Source organism: Pseudoalteromonas sp. PSi26, assembly GCF_054960575.1.
In genome coordinates this window covers 74,462-91,119 of sequence record NZ_JBHNYT010000008.1, presented here as the reverse complement: position 1 = coordinate 91,119, position 16,658 = coordinate 74,462, and the positions used below count along the sequence as shown (strand labels likewise).

At 39.8% G+C, this 16,658-nt stretch carries 11 protein-coding genes; 3 read left to right on the top strand and 8 right to left on the bottom strand.

Going from position 1 to position 16,658, the window contains the following annotated elements:
- Positions 1 to 4 precede the first annotated feature (4 nt).
- The 4 genes from mrcB to ACFI34_RS10620 all read right to left on the bottom strand — a co-directional run bounded on the left by mrcB (position 5) and on the right by ACFI34_RS10620 (position 5,496).
- The gene (gene mrcB / locus ACFI34_RS10635) at positions 5 to 2,347 is read right to left on the bottom strand and encodes a penicillin-binding protein 1B (RefSeq protein WP_462673455.1); all 2,343 of its coding nucleotides are present in this window, start codon (positions 2,345 to 2,347) and stop codon (positions 5 to 7) included.
- A 144-nt stretch (positions 2,348 to 2,491) separates the two neighbouring features.
- Positions 2,492 to 3,721, bottom strand: coding sequence for an ammonium transporter (locus ACFI34_RS10630; RefSeq protein ID WP_006791512.1), 1,230 nt, complete (start codon positions 3,719 to 3,721; stop codon positions 2,492 to 2,494).
- A 9-nt stretch (positions 3,722 to 3,730) separates the two neighbouring features.
- Positions 3,731 to 4,069, bottom strand: coding sequence for a P-II family nitrogen regulator (locus tag ACFI34_RS10625; protein ID WP_004587162.1), 339 nt, complete (start codon positions 4,067 to 4,069; stop codon positions 3,731 to 3,733).
- 203 nt (positions 4,070 to 4,272) lie between these two features.
- Positions 4,273 to 5,496, bottom strand: a complete 1,224-nt coding sequence (locus ACFI34_RS10620) for a diguanylate cyclase domain-containing protein (RefSeq protein ID WP_462673454.1) — start codon at positions 5,494 to 5,496, stop codon at positions 4,273 to 4,275.
- A gap of 391 nt (positions 5,497 to 5,887) precedes the next feature.
- Between ACFI34_RS10620 and ACFI34_RS10615 the strand changes: the two genes are divergently transcribed.
- Positions 5,888 to 7,399: a S10 family peptidase gene (locus tag ACFI34_RS10615; RefSeq protein WP_462673453.1), complete on the top strand. Its 1,512-nt coding sequence runs from the start codon at positions 5,888 to 5,890 to the stop codon at positions 7,397 to 7,399.
- A gap of 74 nt (positions 7,400 to 7,473) precedes the next feature.
- Here ACFI34_RS10615 and ACFI34_RS10610 read toward each other — a convergent pair whose 3' ends face one another.
- Together ACFI34_RS10610 and ACFI34_RS10605 are read right to left on the bottom strand one after the other, a co-directional pair.
- On the bottom strand, positions 7,474 to 8,166 hold the full coding sequence (locus ACFI34_RS10610) for an START domain-containing protein (RefSeq protein ID WP_462673452.1): 693 nt from the start codon (positions 8,164 to 8,166) through the stop codon (positions 7,474 to 7,476).
- On the bottom strand, positions 8,166 to 9,689 hold the full coding sequence (locus ACFI34_RS10605; protein ID WP_248519165.1) for a CYTH and CHAD domain-containing protein: 1,524 nt from the start codon (positions 9,687 to 9,689) through the stop codon (positions 8,166 to 8,168). The genes ACFI34_RS10610 and ACFI34_RS10605 overlap by 1 nt, the downstream gene beginning before the upstream one ends.
- A 214-nt stretch (positions 9,690 to 9,903) precedes the next feature.
- Between ACFI34_RS10605 and ACFI34_RS10600 the strand changes: the two genes are divergently transcribed.
- Complete coding sequence (locus ACFI34_RS10600; protein WP_006791519.1) at positions 9,904 to 10,512, top strand: TIGR04211 family SH3 domain-containing protein; 609 nt, start codon at positions 9,904 to 9,906, stop codon at positions 10,510 to 10,512.
- A 77-nt stretch (positions 10,513 to 10,589) separates the two neighbouring features.
- Here the strand turns inward: ACFI34_RS10600 and ACFI34_RS10595 are convergent, their stop codons facing one another.
- Together ACFI34_RS10595 and ACFI34_RS10590 are read right to left on the bottom strand one after the other, a co-directional pair.
- Positions 10,590 to 11,942, bottom strand: a complete 1,353-nt coding sequence (locus ACFI34_RS10595) for a magnesium transporter (RefSeq protein WP_462673451.1) — start codon at positions 11,940 to 11,942, stop codon at positions 10,590 to 10,592.
- 256 nt (positions 11,943 to 12,198) lie between these two features.
- Positions 12,199 to 12,681 carry a winged helix-turn-helix transcriptional regulator gene (locus tag ACFI34_RS10590; RefSeq protein ID WP_410899090.1) on the bottom strand — a complete coding sequence of 161 codons (483 nt, stop codon included), beginning with the start codon at positions 12,679 to 12,681 and terminating at the stop codon, positions 12,199 to 12,201.
- A gap of 168 nt (positions 12,682 to 12,849) precedes the next feature.
- Here ACFI34_RS10590 and putA point away from each other — a divergent pair, with 168 nt between their 5' ends.
- Positions 12,850 to 16,653, top strand: a complete 3,804-nt coding sequence (gene putA, locus ACFI34_RS10585) for a bifunctional proline dehydrogenase/L-glutamate gamma-semialdehyde dehydrogenase PutA (RefSeq protein WP_462673450.1) — start codon at positions 12,850 to 12,852, stop codon at positions 16,651 to 16,653.
- Positions 16,654 to 16,658: the final 5 nt, after the last annotated feature.

Genomic DNA, 16,658 nt, shown 5'->3' with positions numbered 1-16,658 from the left:
GTTGTCATTTTATACAGCGCGGCCTTGGCTCAAATTCACTCACTCTTAATGGAAGCTGTATCACTTTGCCACATCCTGGCGGAGCTTGTTTACCTGTGTGTTCGTTTACAAAAGCCCAACGAATTGAAGGTGGACGAGTATCAGCAATAGCTTGTGGGTTAAGTGGTTTTAAATAACGAATATAAGCCTCAAGTGCCCCTACGCTGCCAGTTAAACCTGTGCTTTTATTATCATCGCGGCCAAGCCATGCAACAGTTACCGTATTTTGATCAAATCCAGCAAACCAGCTGTCGCGCAAATCGTTGCTGGTGCCTGTTTTGCCAGCTAATTGAATAGACGGAAAGTGTAAGTTTAACCGCCTTGCTGTCCCGTCTTTTGTTACACGCTTCATTGCATATTTGGTCATGTACACAGAGGCTTCATCAAAACGAGGCTCTGCACTCACCTGATGTTTATATAGCACGTTACCTACCGAGTCGGTAAGTGCTGATATAGACGTCAACTTCTTATATTCGCCATCATTTGCTATGGTGGTGTAAAGCTGGGCAACATCAAAGCTAGATAACTCTAAAGCACCTAAGAGTAGAGACGGGTATTCATCTATTTGATCTTCCACTCCGAGTGATTTAAGCGTGTTTGCAACTTTATCCACTCCTATATCTAAGCCTAAATTAACAGCAGGAATATTAATACTATTACTAAATGCTTGATAAAGTGGGATTGCACCACGGTATTGGCGATCAAAATTTTCAGGCTGCCATACATTACCTTCTTCGTTTGTTACCTGTAACGGCGAATCATCAAGTAATGTGGCTAAATTATAATTTGGTGATTGTAGTGCTGTTAAATAAACTGCGGGCTTAACTAAAGATCCTATATTTCTCTTTGTATCAAGCACTCTATTAAAGCCTGAATATCGAACGTCACGCCCTGCTACAAGGGCCGATACCCCCCCCTTATCTGAGTTTACAGAGATCATAGCCACTTCAAGTTTATCTGTTTTAGGGTGTTTCTCTAAATACGGTAAGCTTTTCTCAACCGAATTTTCCATTGCTGTTTGTTTTTGTAAATCAAAGTAAGTAAAAACTCTAACGCCAGCATCTAATATTTGCTGATCGGGTAGTAATTTATTTAATTCACGGTTCACCAATTCTAAATACCCTGGGTATGATTTTTGTAAACTTTCTTTCATTGGCGCAATGTCTATTGAGCGCTTTAGCGATGCTCGGTATTCTTTTGTACTTATTAATTTGTTTTCTACCATAAGGCGAAGCACTAAATCGCGACGCTCCATAGTGCGCTCTTTATAACGGCGAGGATTGTAATAAGACGGGCCCTTTACCATAGCTACTAGCAGCGCTATTTGGTCGTATTCAAGCTCATCAACGGGTTTTGAAAAATAAAACTCAGACGCCAAGCCCATGCCATGCACGCCTTGGTTATACGATTGCCCTAAATAAACCTCGTTTAAGTAGGCCTCTAATATTTGGTCTTTTGAATAACGATAATCCAGAATAAGCGCTATAAACGCCTCATTTATTTTTCGCAGCAGCGAACGTTCACGGGTTAAATATATATTTTTAGCGAGTTGCTGCGTTAATGTACTACCGCCTTGGACTGTTCGCCCTGCTCTAATATTGGTATACAAAGCGCGTAAAATAGAAAAAACAGAGACACCGTGGTGTTCATAAAAATTACGGTCTTCCACCACTAGCAAAGTGTCTTTTAACATAGCAGGAAACTTATCAAGGGGAACAAATTCCCTATCTTGCTTCGAATCGTTACCAATGCGGGCTATTTGAACAGGCTCTAATCGAGCGTTGTTCAAGCGCCTACCAAATTTATCTTTTACAGAGGCTACCTTTTGCCCTGCAAAACGCAGTTCAACAACCTTAGACTCCTCCAGCCCATCATAAAATTCAAACTCACGCCGATAAATTTTAATGCTATCGGCCGTTTTTACGTATTGGCCGGTCCGACTGAGCCTATTGACCGATGAATAATTTAGACGTTCGAGTTCAAATTCCACTTCTTGACTTGATAAGAATTGCCCTGGGTAAAACTGCATTGCACGCGCATACACTTGAGCGGGGAGTTGCCATTTATTTCCTTCAAATACACGTGTGGTTTTTGAATCTAAATAAATAAAGTACATGGCCATAGCAATAAAAACAGCCAAACTCAGCTTCCAAAAAACTGACCATGTTTTTCTCATAAATGAGCGTTTAACAACAGTAGTTGCCGTTTTTTTTGTAGATTTGGGTTTAGCTTTACGTGGCGAACTGCTTGCTTTCGTTGCACGTTTAGAAGGTGTTTTACTACTAGGTGTTTTTTTATTATCAGCCATGTAAGTGTAATGTGTTCCAACGGTTTATTTACAAAGGGGAGCTTAGCATATTGGCCATAACCCTAACACCTGAAAAATTAACCTTCCCTGAAACGAAAAAAAGCTCTACCTAAAGTAGAGCTTTGATGAACACACTATATAAATTTAGTTATTACGAACAGATACAAACTCAGGGTAAGCTTCTACACCACAGTCGTGCTGATCCATACCGTTTAGCTCTTCTTCTTCTGTAACACGTATACCCATTGTGTATTTTAATATAGCCCACACAATAAGTGATGCTACAAAAACAAATGCCAAGATAGTTACTAAACCGATTAACTGATTGATAACGCTTGCATCACCGTTTGAAAGTGGAACCAGCATAATACCTAATGCACCACATACACCGTGTACAGAAATAGCACCTACTGGGTCATCAATCTTAATTTTATCTAAAGCTATAATGCTAAATACAACTAATGAACCACCTAGTAAGCCTAGTAAACAAGCCATTAATGGAGAAGGTGAAAGAGGGTCTGCAGTAATAACAACTAAGCCCGCTAACGCACCGTTAAGTACCATTGTTAAATCTGCTTTGCCCCATAATACTTTACATACAAATAGTGCCGCAATTGCACCCATTGCCGCAGCCGCGTTAGTGTTAAGTAAGATTTGACCTACAGCCGTTGCGTTTTCTTTATCAGATAGTAGTAACTGCGAACCACCGTTAAAACCAAACCAACCCATCCACAAAATAAATGTACCTAAAGTAGCAAGCGGTAAGTTAGAACCTGGAATTGGGTAAACTTCACCGTTTTTACCGTATTTACCTTTACGAGCGCCTAACAAAATAACACCTGCTAGTGCTGCTGCTGCACCTGCACCATGAACAATGGCAGAACCTGCAAAATCAACAAACCCCATTTCAGACAAGAAACCACCGCCCCATGTCCAGTAACCTTCCATTGGGTAGATAAAGCCAGTTAACACAACAGTAAATGCTAAGAAAGCCCATAGCTTCATTCGCTCAGCAACCGCACCCGATACAATTGACATAGCTGTTGCAACGAAAACCACTTGGAAGAAAAAATCAGACTCTAAAGAGTGGTCGGCATCAGCTGCTTGCGTGCCAATTAACGCACCCAGTGATGGCATGATTCCGCCCTCAGCGTTGTCTACATACATGATGTTGTAGCCAACTAACAAAAACATGGTACATGCGATTGAATAAAGCGCGATGTTTTTAGTTAAAATTTCAGTGGTGTTTTTAGAGCGAACTAAGCCTGCTTCCAACATGGCAAAACCTGCTGCCATCCACATTACCAATATACCCGATATCAAAAAGTAAAATGTATCGAGTGAAAATTTAAGTTCTACAATTGTATTTTCCATAAGCCCCTCTTAAATTGCCTCTTCGTCAAGTTCGCCAGTACGGATACGAACAATTTGATCTAAGTCGTACACAAAAATTTTGCCGTCACCAATTTTGCCTGTTGATGCAATTTTAGTGATAGCTTCAACTACGCGTTGGCAATTTTCTGTACGAGTTGCAATTTCAAGTTTGATCTTTGGAATAAAATCGACTTGGTACTCTGCACCACGATATAACTCTGTATGACCTCGTTGACGTCCAAAACCTTTAACATCAACTACAGTCATCCCCTCAATTCCTAAATCAGCGAGTGCTTCACGCACATCATCTAATTTAAATGGTTTTATGATTGCACTAATCATTTTCATAGCGGCCCCCTCGGACTCTTTATTGTTATCCTGTTGGGTTACATAATCCAACCTTTGTGCCACTATTTAATCTAATTTAAAAACAACAACTTAATTAATATACTTTGCTTTACCACAAAAAAAACGCACCATTTAGGTGCGATTTTTTAACAACTTAGCTACATTGGTGCACATGTCACACTGCACCAAAATTTAACACGTTTTTATCCTATGCAATTTCTACCTTTACTTTTTGCTTCATATAACGCCTTGTCGGCAACACGCATCGCATCTTTTAAATTGGTATTTTGAAACTCTGCAAGCCCAATACTCGCTGTTATCGTGCATGGCTTGTCACTGATAGAAAAATCGTAACTCGCCATTTTTTTTCTAAATGCTTCAAGGTACTCGCGAGCTCTCGCTAAATCTATGTCAGGTAACACAATGGCAAACTCTTCTCCACCGACTCTTGCTACCGTAAATTTTGCAAAGGTTGAGCGAATAAGTGAGCCAACCTGTTTAAGCGCCTGATCGCCCCCTTCGTGACCAAATGTATCGTTTATACTTTTGAAAAAGTCCACGTCGAGTAAAGCAAGCGTATTATTTTGATTTTTATTTTTTAATAACTTTTCAGCATATTGATAAAAATAACGTCGATTGTATAAACCGGTTAAGTGATCTCTAAAAGCACTTTCTTTGATATCTGCAATCAGTGATAACTGTTCCATTGTTTGCAACACCCTGCAGTGAAATTCTTCATTCATAAAGGGTTTAGTCAAAAAGTCGTTTGCGCCATATTTTATAAAGCGTGCTGATAAACCGTGCTTGCCCGCTCCAGATAAACCAATTACAGCTAAATCGTCTCGTCCTCTAAAATTACGAACTGCTTTAACTAGTTCAAAACCATCCATTGTTGGCATGGCGTAATCGGTCATAAGCAGCTTTATGTCTGGATCAGCTTTTAATATTTCAAGTGCTTGCTGGCCGTCATTTGCGGTGCTTACATCAAACAATTGCTTTTCGAGCATTTGCTTCATTAACGAACGACTCAACATAGAATCGTCCGCAATTAATGCCTTACAACCTTGGTTTCTTAAAAGTTGAGAAACCAACTTAACGGCATAATGATAAGAATCACGGTTATCTTTTATAACGTAATCTACCACACCATCTTCTAGCATTTGCTGACGTTTGTACTCGTCTATTTTTGATGTAAGCACAACCGTAGGAATTGCTTTAGAAAGCGTATATTTGGCAACTTCGCCATTTGGGGCATCGGGGAGAGTCAGGTCAACAAGCGCTAATGAATAGTCGAACTTTTCTACGTGATCCTGACATTCAGCTAATGACCAGGCAAAATCGACGGCAACATCTAAATACTGGGCAGTTAAGTGGCGTAAAACCTGTTGGACTACTTTACTGTCTTCAACCACTAATACTCTTTGCATAGACCTTCTCTTTGTTCTCATTATTTTTGCAACATCTGCTGCAAATACAAAATAATAAAACTTACTGGTACCACACTTTAAGCAGCAAAAATAAGTAAATAAAAAACATCCCAGAGTCATTGTTATTTAACACTTTAAATATTAAAGCACATTCCATTTACAAGCTTGTAAATCAATAATCGTAATAAAAACAAACTTGCTGGCAAATATACCCGATTTTAATTCTTAGCTAAATAATTAAACAAAAATTTACACCATAAATAATTGATTATTTTACTTATAGGGTTATGTTAATTAACTCAACCATTAATATCGGCAGCTAGTCTCATTACTTTTGTTATTTAGCTTATTTTTATCTTTAATAGGTTATCAACTATAATAAGGACTCCCCATGAAGCTTAGTCGTATTTTACCAATCACGGTTTTTGCATTAATGCTCAGCCCGCTTGCTGATGCTAATAATCAGCGCCGTATTGATGTAGACAGTAAAGTAGTCACCCAACATAAAGCTAAAATTAATGGCCAACGCTTTAATTATACGGTTGCCACAGGCACTCAACCCGTATGGGACGACAAAGGTGATGCCGTTGCTACGCTTCAATACACGTATTACACGCGCGATAAAGTTGAAGATAGAGCCAAACGCCCATTGCTCATTTCTTTTAATGGTGGCCCTGGCTCAGCCTCAGTTTGGATGCACTTAGCCTACACAGGCCCTCGCGTATTAAAAATTGATGATGAAGGCTACCCTATTCAACCCTATGGTGTTAAAGACAACCCATACTCTGTACTTGATGTTGCCGACATTGTTTATGTAAACCCTGTGAATACAGGTTATTCGCGAGTTATTGAAAACGAAAAAGGCGAAATGCTTTCGAAAGCTCAACAAAAAGACATGTTTTTTGGCGTTAACGCCGACATTAAATACCTTGGCGAGTGGTTAAATACTTTTGTAAACAGAACAGAACGTTGGCGCTCTCCAAAGTTTTTAATTGGCGAAAGTTATGGCACAACACGCGTATCAGGCCTTGCACATGAATTACAAAATAGCCAATGGATGTATATCAACGGTGTTGTATTAGTGTCACCAACAGACATTGGTATCAAACGCGAAGGCCCAGTTAAAGCGGCAAATCGCTTGCCGTACTTTGCAGCCACAGCGTGGTATCACAAAGCACTAAACGCCGACTTACAAGCAAAAGACTTAGATGAACTCCTTCCTGAAGTTGAGCAGTTTACTTTAAATGAACTAATACCAGCATTAGCAAAGGGCGGTTTTTTAGCGCAAGACGAAAAGCGTCGTATTATTAAAAAAATGGCTGAGTATGCAGGCCTTTCAGAAACCTTTGTCGATCAAAACAACCTCGATATCCCTACACAATTCTTCTGGAAGGAATTATTGCGTGACCGAGGACAAACAGTCGGCCGTTTAGACTCTCGCTACCTAGGTATAGACAAACGCGATGCTGGTGACTCACCTGACTACTGGGCAGAGCTGACTTCATGGTTGCACTCATTTACGCCAGCAATTAATTACTACCTACGCGAGGAGTTAAACTATAAAACCGACATCAAATATAACTTATTTGGTAACGTTCATCCTTGGGATAGAAGTGGTAATAATACTGGTGAAAACCTCCGTCTTGCGATGGCTCAAAACCCTTACTTGAATGTAATGGTACAGGCGGGTTATTACGATGGTGCAACTAATTACTTTGATGCCAAATACACAATGTGGCAATTAGATCCAAGTGGAAAAATGAAAGACCGTCTAAGCTTTAAAGGCTACAGAAGTGGGCACATGATGTATCTTCGCCACGCCGATTTAGAAAGCTCAAATAACGACTTAAGGGAGTTTATACAAAACTCACTACCTAAAGAATCTAAAGCTGCCAAATATTAAAATATTGATCAACCACCTATAAATGGCTTACCTGAGTCATTTATAGGTGCACACCCATCCAGTTTTGCAATGACTTATTTGACGGTTAGTTCGCGTAGATTACAACTTCCAACTTTAATAACCGGTTCGATTGCGGTGTAGATTTTAGTTTCTAACATTGTGCGTAAATTAACGAGCGTTTTAAAGGTACTTTTAAGTCCCACCTTATTGTATAGCCAAATTGGAATATTTCCCCCGGGCAAGGCGTAAACCTGATATTCAATATTTAAATCTTCGCCACTTTGTGTAAGTAACCAATGTGCGTTTAAGGTTTTTATTCTAACTACCTGCTTAGTTAATGGTAACTCTTCAGGACGCGATTCAATAGAAAGCTTAGTTTGCTGAGGAGATAATCTTGAGTAACACGAATAGGTAACGGCATCACGGTTTGCCACTGGCCAAGGAGAGTCGATATAGCTATAAACGAGGTTTTCTGAAGGGCTTAGAGTTTTAATTACACGTACTTTAGACGTGTTTTCAAGCCAGCTTGAAGCAATACGCGTATCACTTAATAAATCTAAAAAGTCATTTGCTGTTACATCTTCAATATTAAGCTGACCTTTTACAACAAATATATCATCAGAGAATTGCTGATATTCAATGCTTACTCCTTGCTCGTTTTTATATAAAAACCAACTGGGCTCAGAGTAAGCGTTAAAGCTTAACAAAATAATTAATAAACTAATGCACTTTTGCATAGGGGTTAATTTGCAAAAGTGCTTTATCATCATTTTTGCCAATAAGGCGCTATGTCATAAGAAGCAAGTCTACTTTGCTCCATTGCACTGACTAAATATTCAGACTTTTGCTCAAGCCAAGATTGAATTTTTGCAAGTTGCTCATCGTCTTGGCCTGCGCATAATTGCTTTAAGTACTCAAGGGTACTGAGTTCATAAACACCATGCGAAATATCTAACCACGGCAACCTAAACTCAAGACGCTCTTCTTTATCGAACATCGATCCTAAGCAGTTACCACTTAGCAAGCTGTTTTCAAGCTGCATTCGTAAATTAAGGTAGTCAACTACACCTAGCGTTTGCTCTTTAGGCAATAATTGATGCAGGTTTTTCCAGTCTTTATTAAACAATCTTTCAGCAATAGAAGACACTGGATTTTCTGCAGCTTGGAGCTCTACCTGCCCCCAATCTTTTCGCCATTGCTTGTCAATCAACCACGTTGTTAACGAGAGCAATAAACGATTGTAACGAGCACTATGAAAAAGCGCATTAATGTCATCAATACTAGGCTGCAGCTCTTTTAAATCGTTAATAACTTGCGCCAAAGCTGGCGCCGCATTTATTTTTTTATAAAATGCATGGCGTTTTGACGTATAAGTTTTTAACTGAATTGCATTTTCTACCCATGCTAACTCACTCAAAAGCCACTTAAGCTCAGTACGAAGCTGTTCAGTACTGTCCTTAGAGACTATATCGTCAAACAACCAAAAGGTATGACGAATTAAACTAATACCATCAGTTACCCTTTTTAAGGTTTTTAAACTCGGTTTATCGAAGTAACACTGTTCATGCTTTTGCACAAACCGAATACCAAAGTTCATTGCTTCTTTTAAAGCGCTTTCTTGGGTTGCAGAGCGAGGAAGCTTAACAAAGCCAATCGACTTACTAGGCTTAAGCGGGTTGTCGTCGGCTAAACGGTAGCCACGTGCTGCTTTTGAATACAAACCGAGTCGGATACAGTTTTGGCTAACTAAAATATCAGCCAAAGCAAACAGCTCATTGCGGCTGCCTTCAATTAATTCTATTTCCAACTCGCTGATCATCTCAACTTGCCCAGAGGCTGCGATTTCGCCTTTATCAAGCACCACTTCAATTTTTGCACCAGCTTGCGTTTCAATTAACCACGTACGGCGAATAAAGTTAGTGCTGAAAATAGGATACAAATTTTGTGAAATTGCATCTACTTGCATGCCATGTGGCCAAATATCAGCACTAAACGCCATTAAATTAGGGCGGCTGGAATCAATAGGTAAGTTATATTCTGGGCGCTGATGAAGACCACCTACAACTTCGCCGGCAAGCTTGATAGTTTGTTCGCACTGATTGTCAGAACAACGGGTTCTAAAGCCAATATCAAGTGCTCGTAGTTCACGGCTTGGCGTATCATAATAGGCATTTTGCAAACTACGGGATGGTTTATTTATAACCGTTTTAGCAAATTGAGTAATTAGTGAGGGGATCAGTGGGACAACGGCATCTGATACCAAAAATTTCAGTTCTATCTCAGTATCCATTCGGTTTGCGGATTACCTTTAAAAAAAATAAGTAGTCAAAATAAACAAAGCGCTCTAACAATGCAAATTTTTTAGGCTTATTAAGTGCTTTAATCATGTCAGGGTTACAATATCAGCCTTGCTTTTAAAAGGCTAAATCCCTACTATCTTGCATTATATGTGAATTAAAAAACCATGTTCATAACGGACTCAGTAAGAACAACAAGGTAGATAAATGCTAAAACATTGTTTATTCGGGCTACTTTTAACAGCCACTACGTTTATAAGCTACGCACAAGATGAAGCACAAACAGCGAGCTCATCAGATGCAAATACCGCTTACGTTATTGATAATTTGTATACATTTATGCGTTCAGGCGCGAGCAAAAATTATCGACTACTTGGCTCTGTAGACGCAGGAACAAAAATAACCGTACTATCTAGCGAAGAAAACGGCTTTATTAAAATAAAAGACGATAAAGACCGCGAAGGTTGGATTGAAACTAAATTTATTTCTACTACACCTGGGTTACATCAACAATACCAAGTTTTAAGCAGCGAAATGAGCACCATGCAGGAAAATTTACGCCTTGCTCAAATAGAACTACCGCAGCTACAAAAACAAAACCAAACTTTAACCGATCAAAACCTGCAATTATCTGCGCAAATTACAAGCCTGCAAACAACACTCGCGCAAGAGCGCACGCAAAAAGAAGCCGCCAGCTCAAAAGAAAAACGCCAACTACTAACCTATGGCGGTGCGATTGCATTTTTGGGTCTGTTTTTGGGAATTATTTTAACCATTGTTTTGTCGCGCCGTAAGCGTTACGAAGGTTGGGCATGAATAAATAAAATGAAAATTGTTTAATAAAAAAGCCGCTACTTGCGGCTTTTTTATGGGCTTTTATTCGGCTAGAAAGTTTAAAGCAACAACAAACTACCTAAACCTAAAAAGGTCACAAACCCAACAATGTCGGTAACCGTAGTTAAAATAACAGAGCCTGATAACGCTGGATCTATTTTCATTTTGTCTAAAATCGATGGTATTACAACTCCCGCGAGCGAGGCCGCTACTAAGTTTAATAAAATAGCGACTGTAATCGTTACACTTAACATCAAATCGTTAAACCATAAGTAGGTAAGCAAGCCAATTACAAATGCCCACACTAAACCGTTAACAGCCCCGACTCTTAGTTCTTTTTTAAGTAACGCATTGCGGTTTGAATCAGTCACCTGCCCCAAAGCCAAACCACGCACGATAACGGTTAATGTTTGGCTACCCGCAATTCCCCCCATTGAGGCTACAACCGGCATAAGTACCGCTAAAGCAACCACTTGTTCTATAGTGGCGCCAAATAAACCAATAAACCACGATGCTAAAAATGCAGTGGCCAAGTTTATACCTAGCCAAATACCACGGTTTTTAGCACTTTTTCGTACACTGGCAAATAAATCTTCGTCCTCTCGTAAACCACCGGCCTTTGCGGTGGCTTCATCGGTTATTTCTTGGCGAAGTTCGTAAGCAGAGGCAATTGTTAATCGCCCTAATAATTTATTATCTGAATTTACAACCGGCATAGCCATTTGCTCAGAGTGAATTACCACTTCAGCAGCTTCATATAAATCATCGTCTGCATGCAACGATGAAAAATCATGATTTGCCAGTGTCATTAAATTATCGTTATCGTGTGCTTTAACAAGATCGTTAATGGCCACTTCACCAATTAAACTGCCTTTTCGGGTCACTAAATAAATAACTTCGCTGTATTGCGGTACACCTTTTAGTAAAAGTTTTTTTGCACCACCAGCTGTTAACTTGTCAGACACTTTTAAAATATCAAAACCTAGCCAGTGACCGAGTTGTTCTGGTGGGTATTGTTGTGCTAGCTCGTACTGCTTGGTTTGCGCTTCATCTAGCTGCTTTTTTGCATATTCAACAAACCGCTCTGGTATAACTTCTTCTAATTCGAGTAGCTCTTCTACATTTACTTCATCAAGTAATTTAAATGCCTCACTGTCATCAAGTGTTTGCAGTAACCATAAACAACTGTCAGGGCTTAAATTTACAAAAATTTCATGCTGTGTATCTTCGTCAAGTAATTGCCAAATTTCGAGTCGCTGCTCTTTGGGTATTGCTTCAAACAATAACGATAGATGCTCTGTAGAAAGTGTGCTTTGTGCGTCGATCAACAGTTTATTCTTACGTTCTGTGGTGTCGCATTGCAGTAAGTCGTTTATGAGCTGTGGAAGCTGATCTACCGGATACTCAATCATTAAAAAAACCTTAAAATTAAAAAGCACATTATTTACAGTTTACCTTCTCAATTAAAAATTGCAGGAAAAACCGTACTTTATTAAAGATGTGCATGCTATTTTTCGCATTGTATGGGCAAAGCAAAGACGGTACTAATTATTTTTATATAAATTAAAAATATGAAATTAAGGTATTAGAAAACATAAAGGGAAAGAAGTTGAGAAACTATGAATACTAAAGTACACAACCATTATGTATGTTCTAAGATGAGTGAGATTAAATTTCGATTAATAACCCTTCATCTTTTTTTACTTTTTCAATAACCATATAAGTATGGTGTGTGCCTACACCGGGGATATCAACTAAGTCTCCCAACACTTGTCTGTACTCTTCCATATTAGATACACGTATTTTTAATAAGTAATCGTAACCGCCTGCGACCATGTCACATTCTACAACTTGATCTATCCTTAATATGTGTTCTTTAAATACTTTAAATACAGCAGTATTTGAGGTAACCAACGACACTTGAACATGAGCCACTAAGCTTTGGTTTAACTTAGCTTCGCTTAATTTAGCATAATAACCCTCAATATAGCCTTCTTGCTCTAATCGCTTTACGCGATCAAGGCATGGGCTTGGGCTTAAATTAACCTGTTTTGCTAAGTTAACGTTAGAAATTCTGCCGTTTTTTTGCAAAACGTCTAAAATTGCTAAATCAATGCGATCTAGCATGCGTAATCTATTTGGATTTGTCATACAGAATTTTATGCGGATAAGTTAAATTTATGCCCTGTAAATTATCGTAAATCGACAAATTTAACCAGCATATTCTGCTGAATTTTATTTAGAATGCACTCTCAATATCACTGGTATTTTATTGGTAATTAAATTTACTTTAAATCTTAACACTGCTAAGGGTTGCTTATGTTATTCAACGGCGATTTAACAACTGACTGTCCTATAAGACAAAAAATCCGTGACTTTTACCGCATAGACGAAAATGCGGTTATCGATCATATTTTACCGCTTGCAGAAGTAGGCGTTAAAGCACGAAGCCGTGCTTGGGAAAGAGCTCGCCAAATTGTTTTAAATATTCGTAAAGAACAAGATGGTCAAGGCGGTGTAGATGCGCTACTTAATGAGTTTTCGCTTTCAAGTGAAGAAGGCGTCGTGTTAATGTGTTTAGCCGAAGCGCTGCTTCGCGTACCAGACAAAGAAACCCAAGAAGCCCTTATTCGCGACAAGTTAGCAAAAGGTGATTGGAGCTCTCATTTAGGTAGTAGCGACTCTTTATTTGTAAATGCATCATCTTGGGGTCTATTAGTAACCGGTAAAATGGTTAACTACACAGATAAAACCAAAGACCAACAGTTTGGTATGCTTAAAAAGACCATTGGTCGTTTAGGTGAGCCAGTTATTCGCAAGTCTGTGAACTTTGCAATGAAAATTATGGGCAAGCAATTCGTTATGGGTCGTACCATAAACGAAGCAATTGAACGTGCTGCCGATACAGAGCAAAAAGGCTATGTATACTCTTACGATATGCTTGGAGAAGGCGCACGCACAAGTAAAGATGCTAAACGCTACTTTGACAGCTATATGAATGCAATACACTCAATTGGTAAAGCGGCAAATGGCCGTGGTCCTATTAAAAGTCCGGGTATTTCTGTAAAACTTTCAGCTATTCATCCGCGCTATGAGTTCACTCATAGAGACCGAGTAATGTCAGAAATTGTACCTAAGCTAAAAGAGCTTGCTCTGGCTGCAAAGCAGTACGATATTGGTTTTACAGTAGATGCTGAAGAAGCTGACCGTTTAGATATTTCACTGGATATTATCGAAGCCGTATTTAGCGATAAAGATTTGGATGGCTGGCAAGGGTTTGGCTTAGCTGTTCAAGCATATCAAAAACGTGCGATTTTCGTTATTGAATGGCTAACAGAGCTTGCTACGCGTGTAGGTCGTAAACTAATGGTGCGCTTGGTTAAAGGTGCCTATTGGGATACTGAAATTAAAACTACACAGCAAGATGGTTTAGATCACTACCCTGTATTTACCCGAAAAGCCACAACCGACGTATCATACAAAGCCTGTGCAATTAAAATGCTAGAAGCACGCGATGTACTATACCCGCAGTTTGCAACTCACAACGCATACACAGCAGCAACTATTTTAGAAGTTGCTAAAGGCGATAACACAGGGTTTGAATTCCAGCGTTTACACGGTATGGGTGAATCGTTATTTGACCAGATTGTAACTGAAGAAAAAATTCAATGTCGAGTGTATGCCCCAGTTGGCCAACACGAAGACTTATTGGCATACCTTGTTAGACGTTTGCTAGAAAATGGTGCAAATTCATCGTTTGTAAATGCCATAGTTGATACCTCTAAGCCGGTCGAAGCACTGCTGCCAGATCCGGTAGAAACGCTGCAAGGGCTTCGCAACAAATACAATACGCAAATTAAAATGCCAATTGATTTATACGGCGAAGAACGCGCCAACTCTAAAGGCATGGACTTAACCGATATAAACGTTATCACCCCATTTAAAGAAAACCTAGACAACTGGTTTAACGAGCACCTAATAGATCAAAGCCAAGTCCCTGATGGATCACTTGCTGTTAAAAACCCTGCAAACCATAAAGAAATTATCGGCCATGTAAAACTACAAAGCAGCGATGAAATGAAAACACTGCTTGCTAATGCAGAAGCTGCGTTTGAGCCATGGTCGCAAACACCGGTTAAAGACCGCGCTAATTTATTACGCCGCATTGCTGATATTTTAGAGCGTCATCACGACGAGCTCGTTGCTATTTGTATTAAAGAAGCGGGTAAAGTAGCACAAGATGGCATAGACGAAGTACGTGAAGCAGTCGACTTTTGTCGTTACTACGCTGCACGTGCCGAAGAACTCTCAGAAGATGAGCGCTTTGAAGCACGGGGTGTAATTCTGTGTATTAGTCCATGGAACTTCCCACTCGCTATATTCTTAGGCCAAGTGGCTGCTGCCATTGTTACGGGTAACACTGTTATTGCAAAACCGGCTGAACAAACAAGCTTAATTGCATTGCGTACCATTGAACTTATGCTATCTGTGGGTTTACCAGAGCACGTCGTCCAACCTGTTATTGCACGCGGTAGTGAAGTGGGTAAAACAATTGTTCCTGATGAGCGCATTCAAGCGGTTATGTTTACAGGTTCAACTGAAACCGGCACACTAATTTCTCAAACGCTTGCAGCACGAAACGATATACAAGTGCCATTAATCGCCGAAACAGGTGGTCAAAACTGTATGATTGTTGACTCAACAGCACTGCCTGAGCAGGTTGTTGATGATGTTATAAGTTCTGGTTTCCAAAGCGCTGGTCAACGCTGTTCAGCACTGCGTGTATTGTTTATTCAAGAAGACGTAGCCGACGGCATCATTGAAATGATTAAAGGTGCCTTGGCTGAATTACATATTGGTGATCCGTCATTGTTATCTACTGATGTAGGGCCTGTAATCGATGAAAAAGCACTTAAAAACTTAACAAACCATGTTGAGTACTTAAAAGGCAACGCAACACTTCATTACGAATGTAAAATTCCGGACAACAGTGAAAATGGTGCGTACTTCTTTGCTCCTCGTTTGTACGAAATAAAAGACCTTTCTGTACTTAAGCGCGAAGTATTTGGTCCATGTGTTCATATTATTCGCTTCAAAGCGAATCAACTTGATGACGTAATTGATCAAATAAACAATACAGGTTACGGCTTAACAATGGGTGTGCATTCACGTATTGAAGAGCGTTGCGAGTACCTTGCTAAAATGTCTCGTGCAGGTAATGTATACGTAAACCGTAATATGATTGGCGCAATTGTTGGTGTGCAGCCATTTGGTGGCCGAGGTCTATCGGGCACGGGCCCTAAAGCCGGTGGCCCTAACTACCTACAGCGTTTGGTGAAAGAAAAAGCATCACCAGAAAACGTGCAAATGACAAACCTCACCCCAGATGAGCTTGACTTACACCACTACAGCGGTGCAAATGCCCAAGTAGAAAAGCTAATGGCTAATTCAATGCGCGATGAAAAAATTTGGCGAGCAACCCCGCTAAACGATCGTGTATCTGCTGTTCGTCAGCTACTAGCCAAAATTGCTACGGTTGAAATTATTGATGACCTTGCTGACGATTTAGCTTTAACGCTAGCAGATGCGCGTGCACAGCTTAATCGCCTCGAAAAGCATATGCGTAAATTTACAACGCTGCCTGGGCCTACGGGTGAGTCTAATACTCTTCATCTAGAAGCACGCGGCTGTGTTGTTTGTTATGCCGATAAGAGCACGTCTTTTAACTTTTGGGCGTTATCTATCATTACAGCCTTGGCCGCTGGTAATACGGTAATTACAGTTGCCTCTGAAATGTTTTACGAAGAAGCCGAAGCATTCAGAGAGAAGTTTATTGCTACAGGTGTTGCCGAAGGGGTGTTTCAAGTAGCTAAGCCTAATCAGTTACAAGCTATTTTGGCCCACCCTCATTTAGCCGGCGCAGTTGTTGCAGCGCGTTCATCTCGTTTGGGTTACTTCAGCCAACAACTTGCGCAACGTAAAGGCGCTATATTACCGGTGATCAGTTCTGAGTATTACGACACATTAATCAAACGTCTTATCACTGAAAAAACAATTAGTGTAGATACAACGGCATCGGGTGGAAATACATCCTTGATGACTTTAGTTGAAGATGATGATTAATTAAG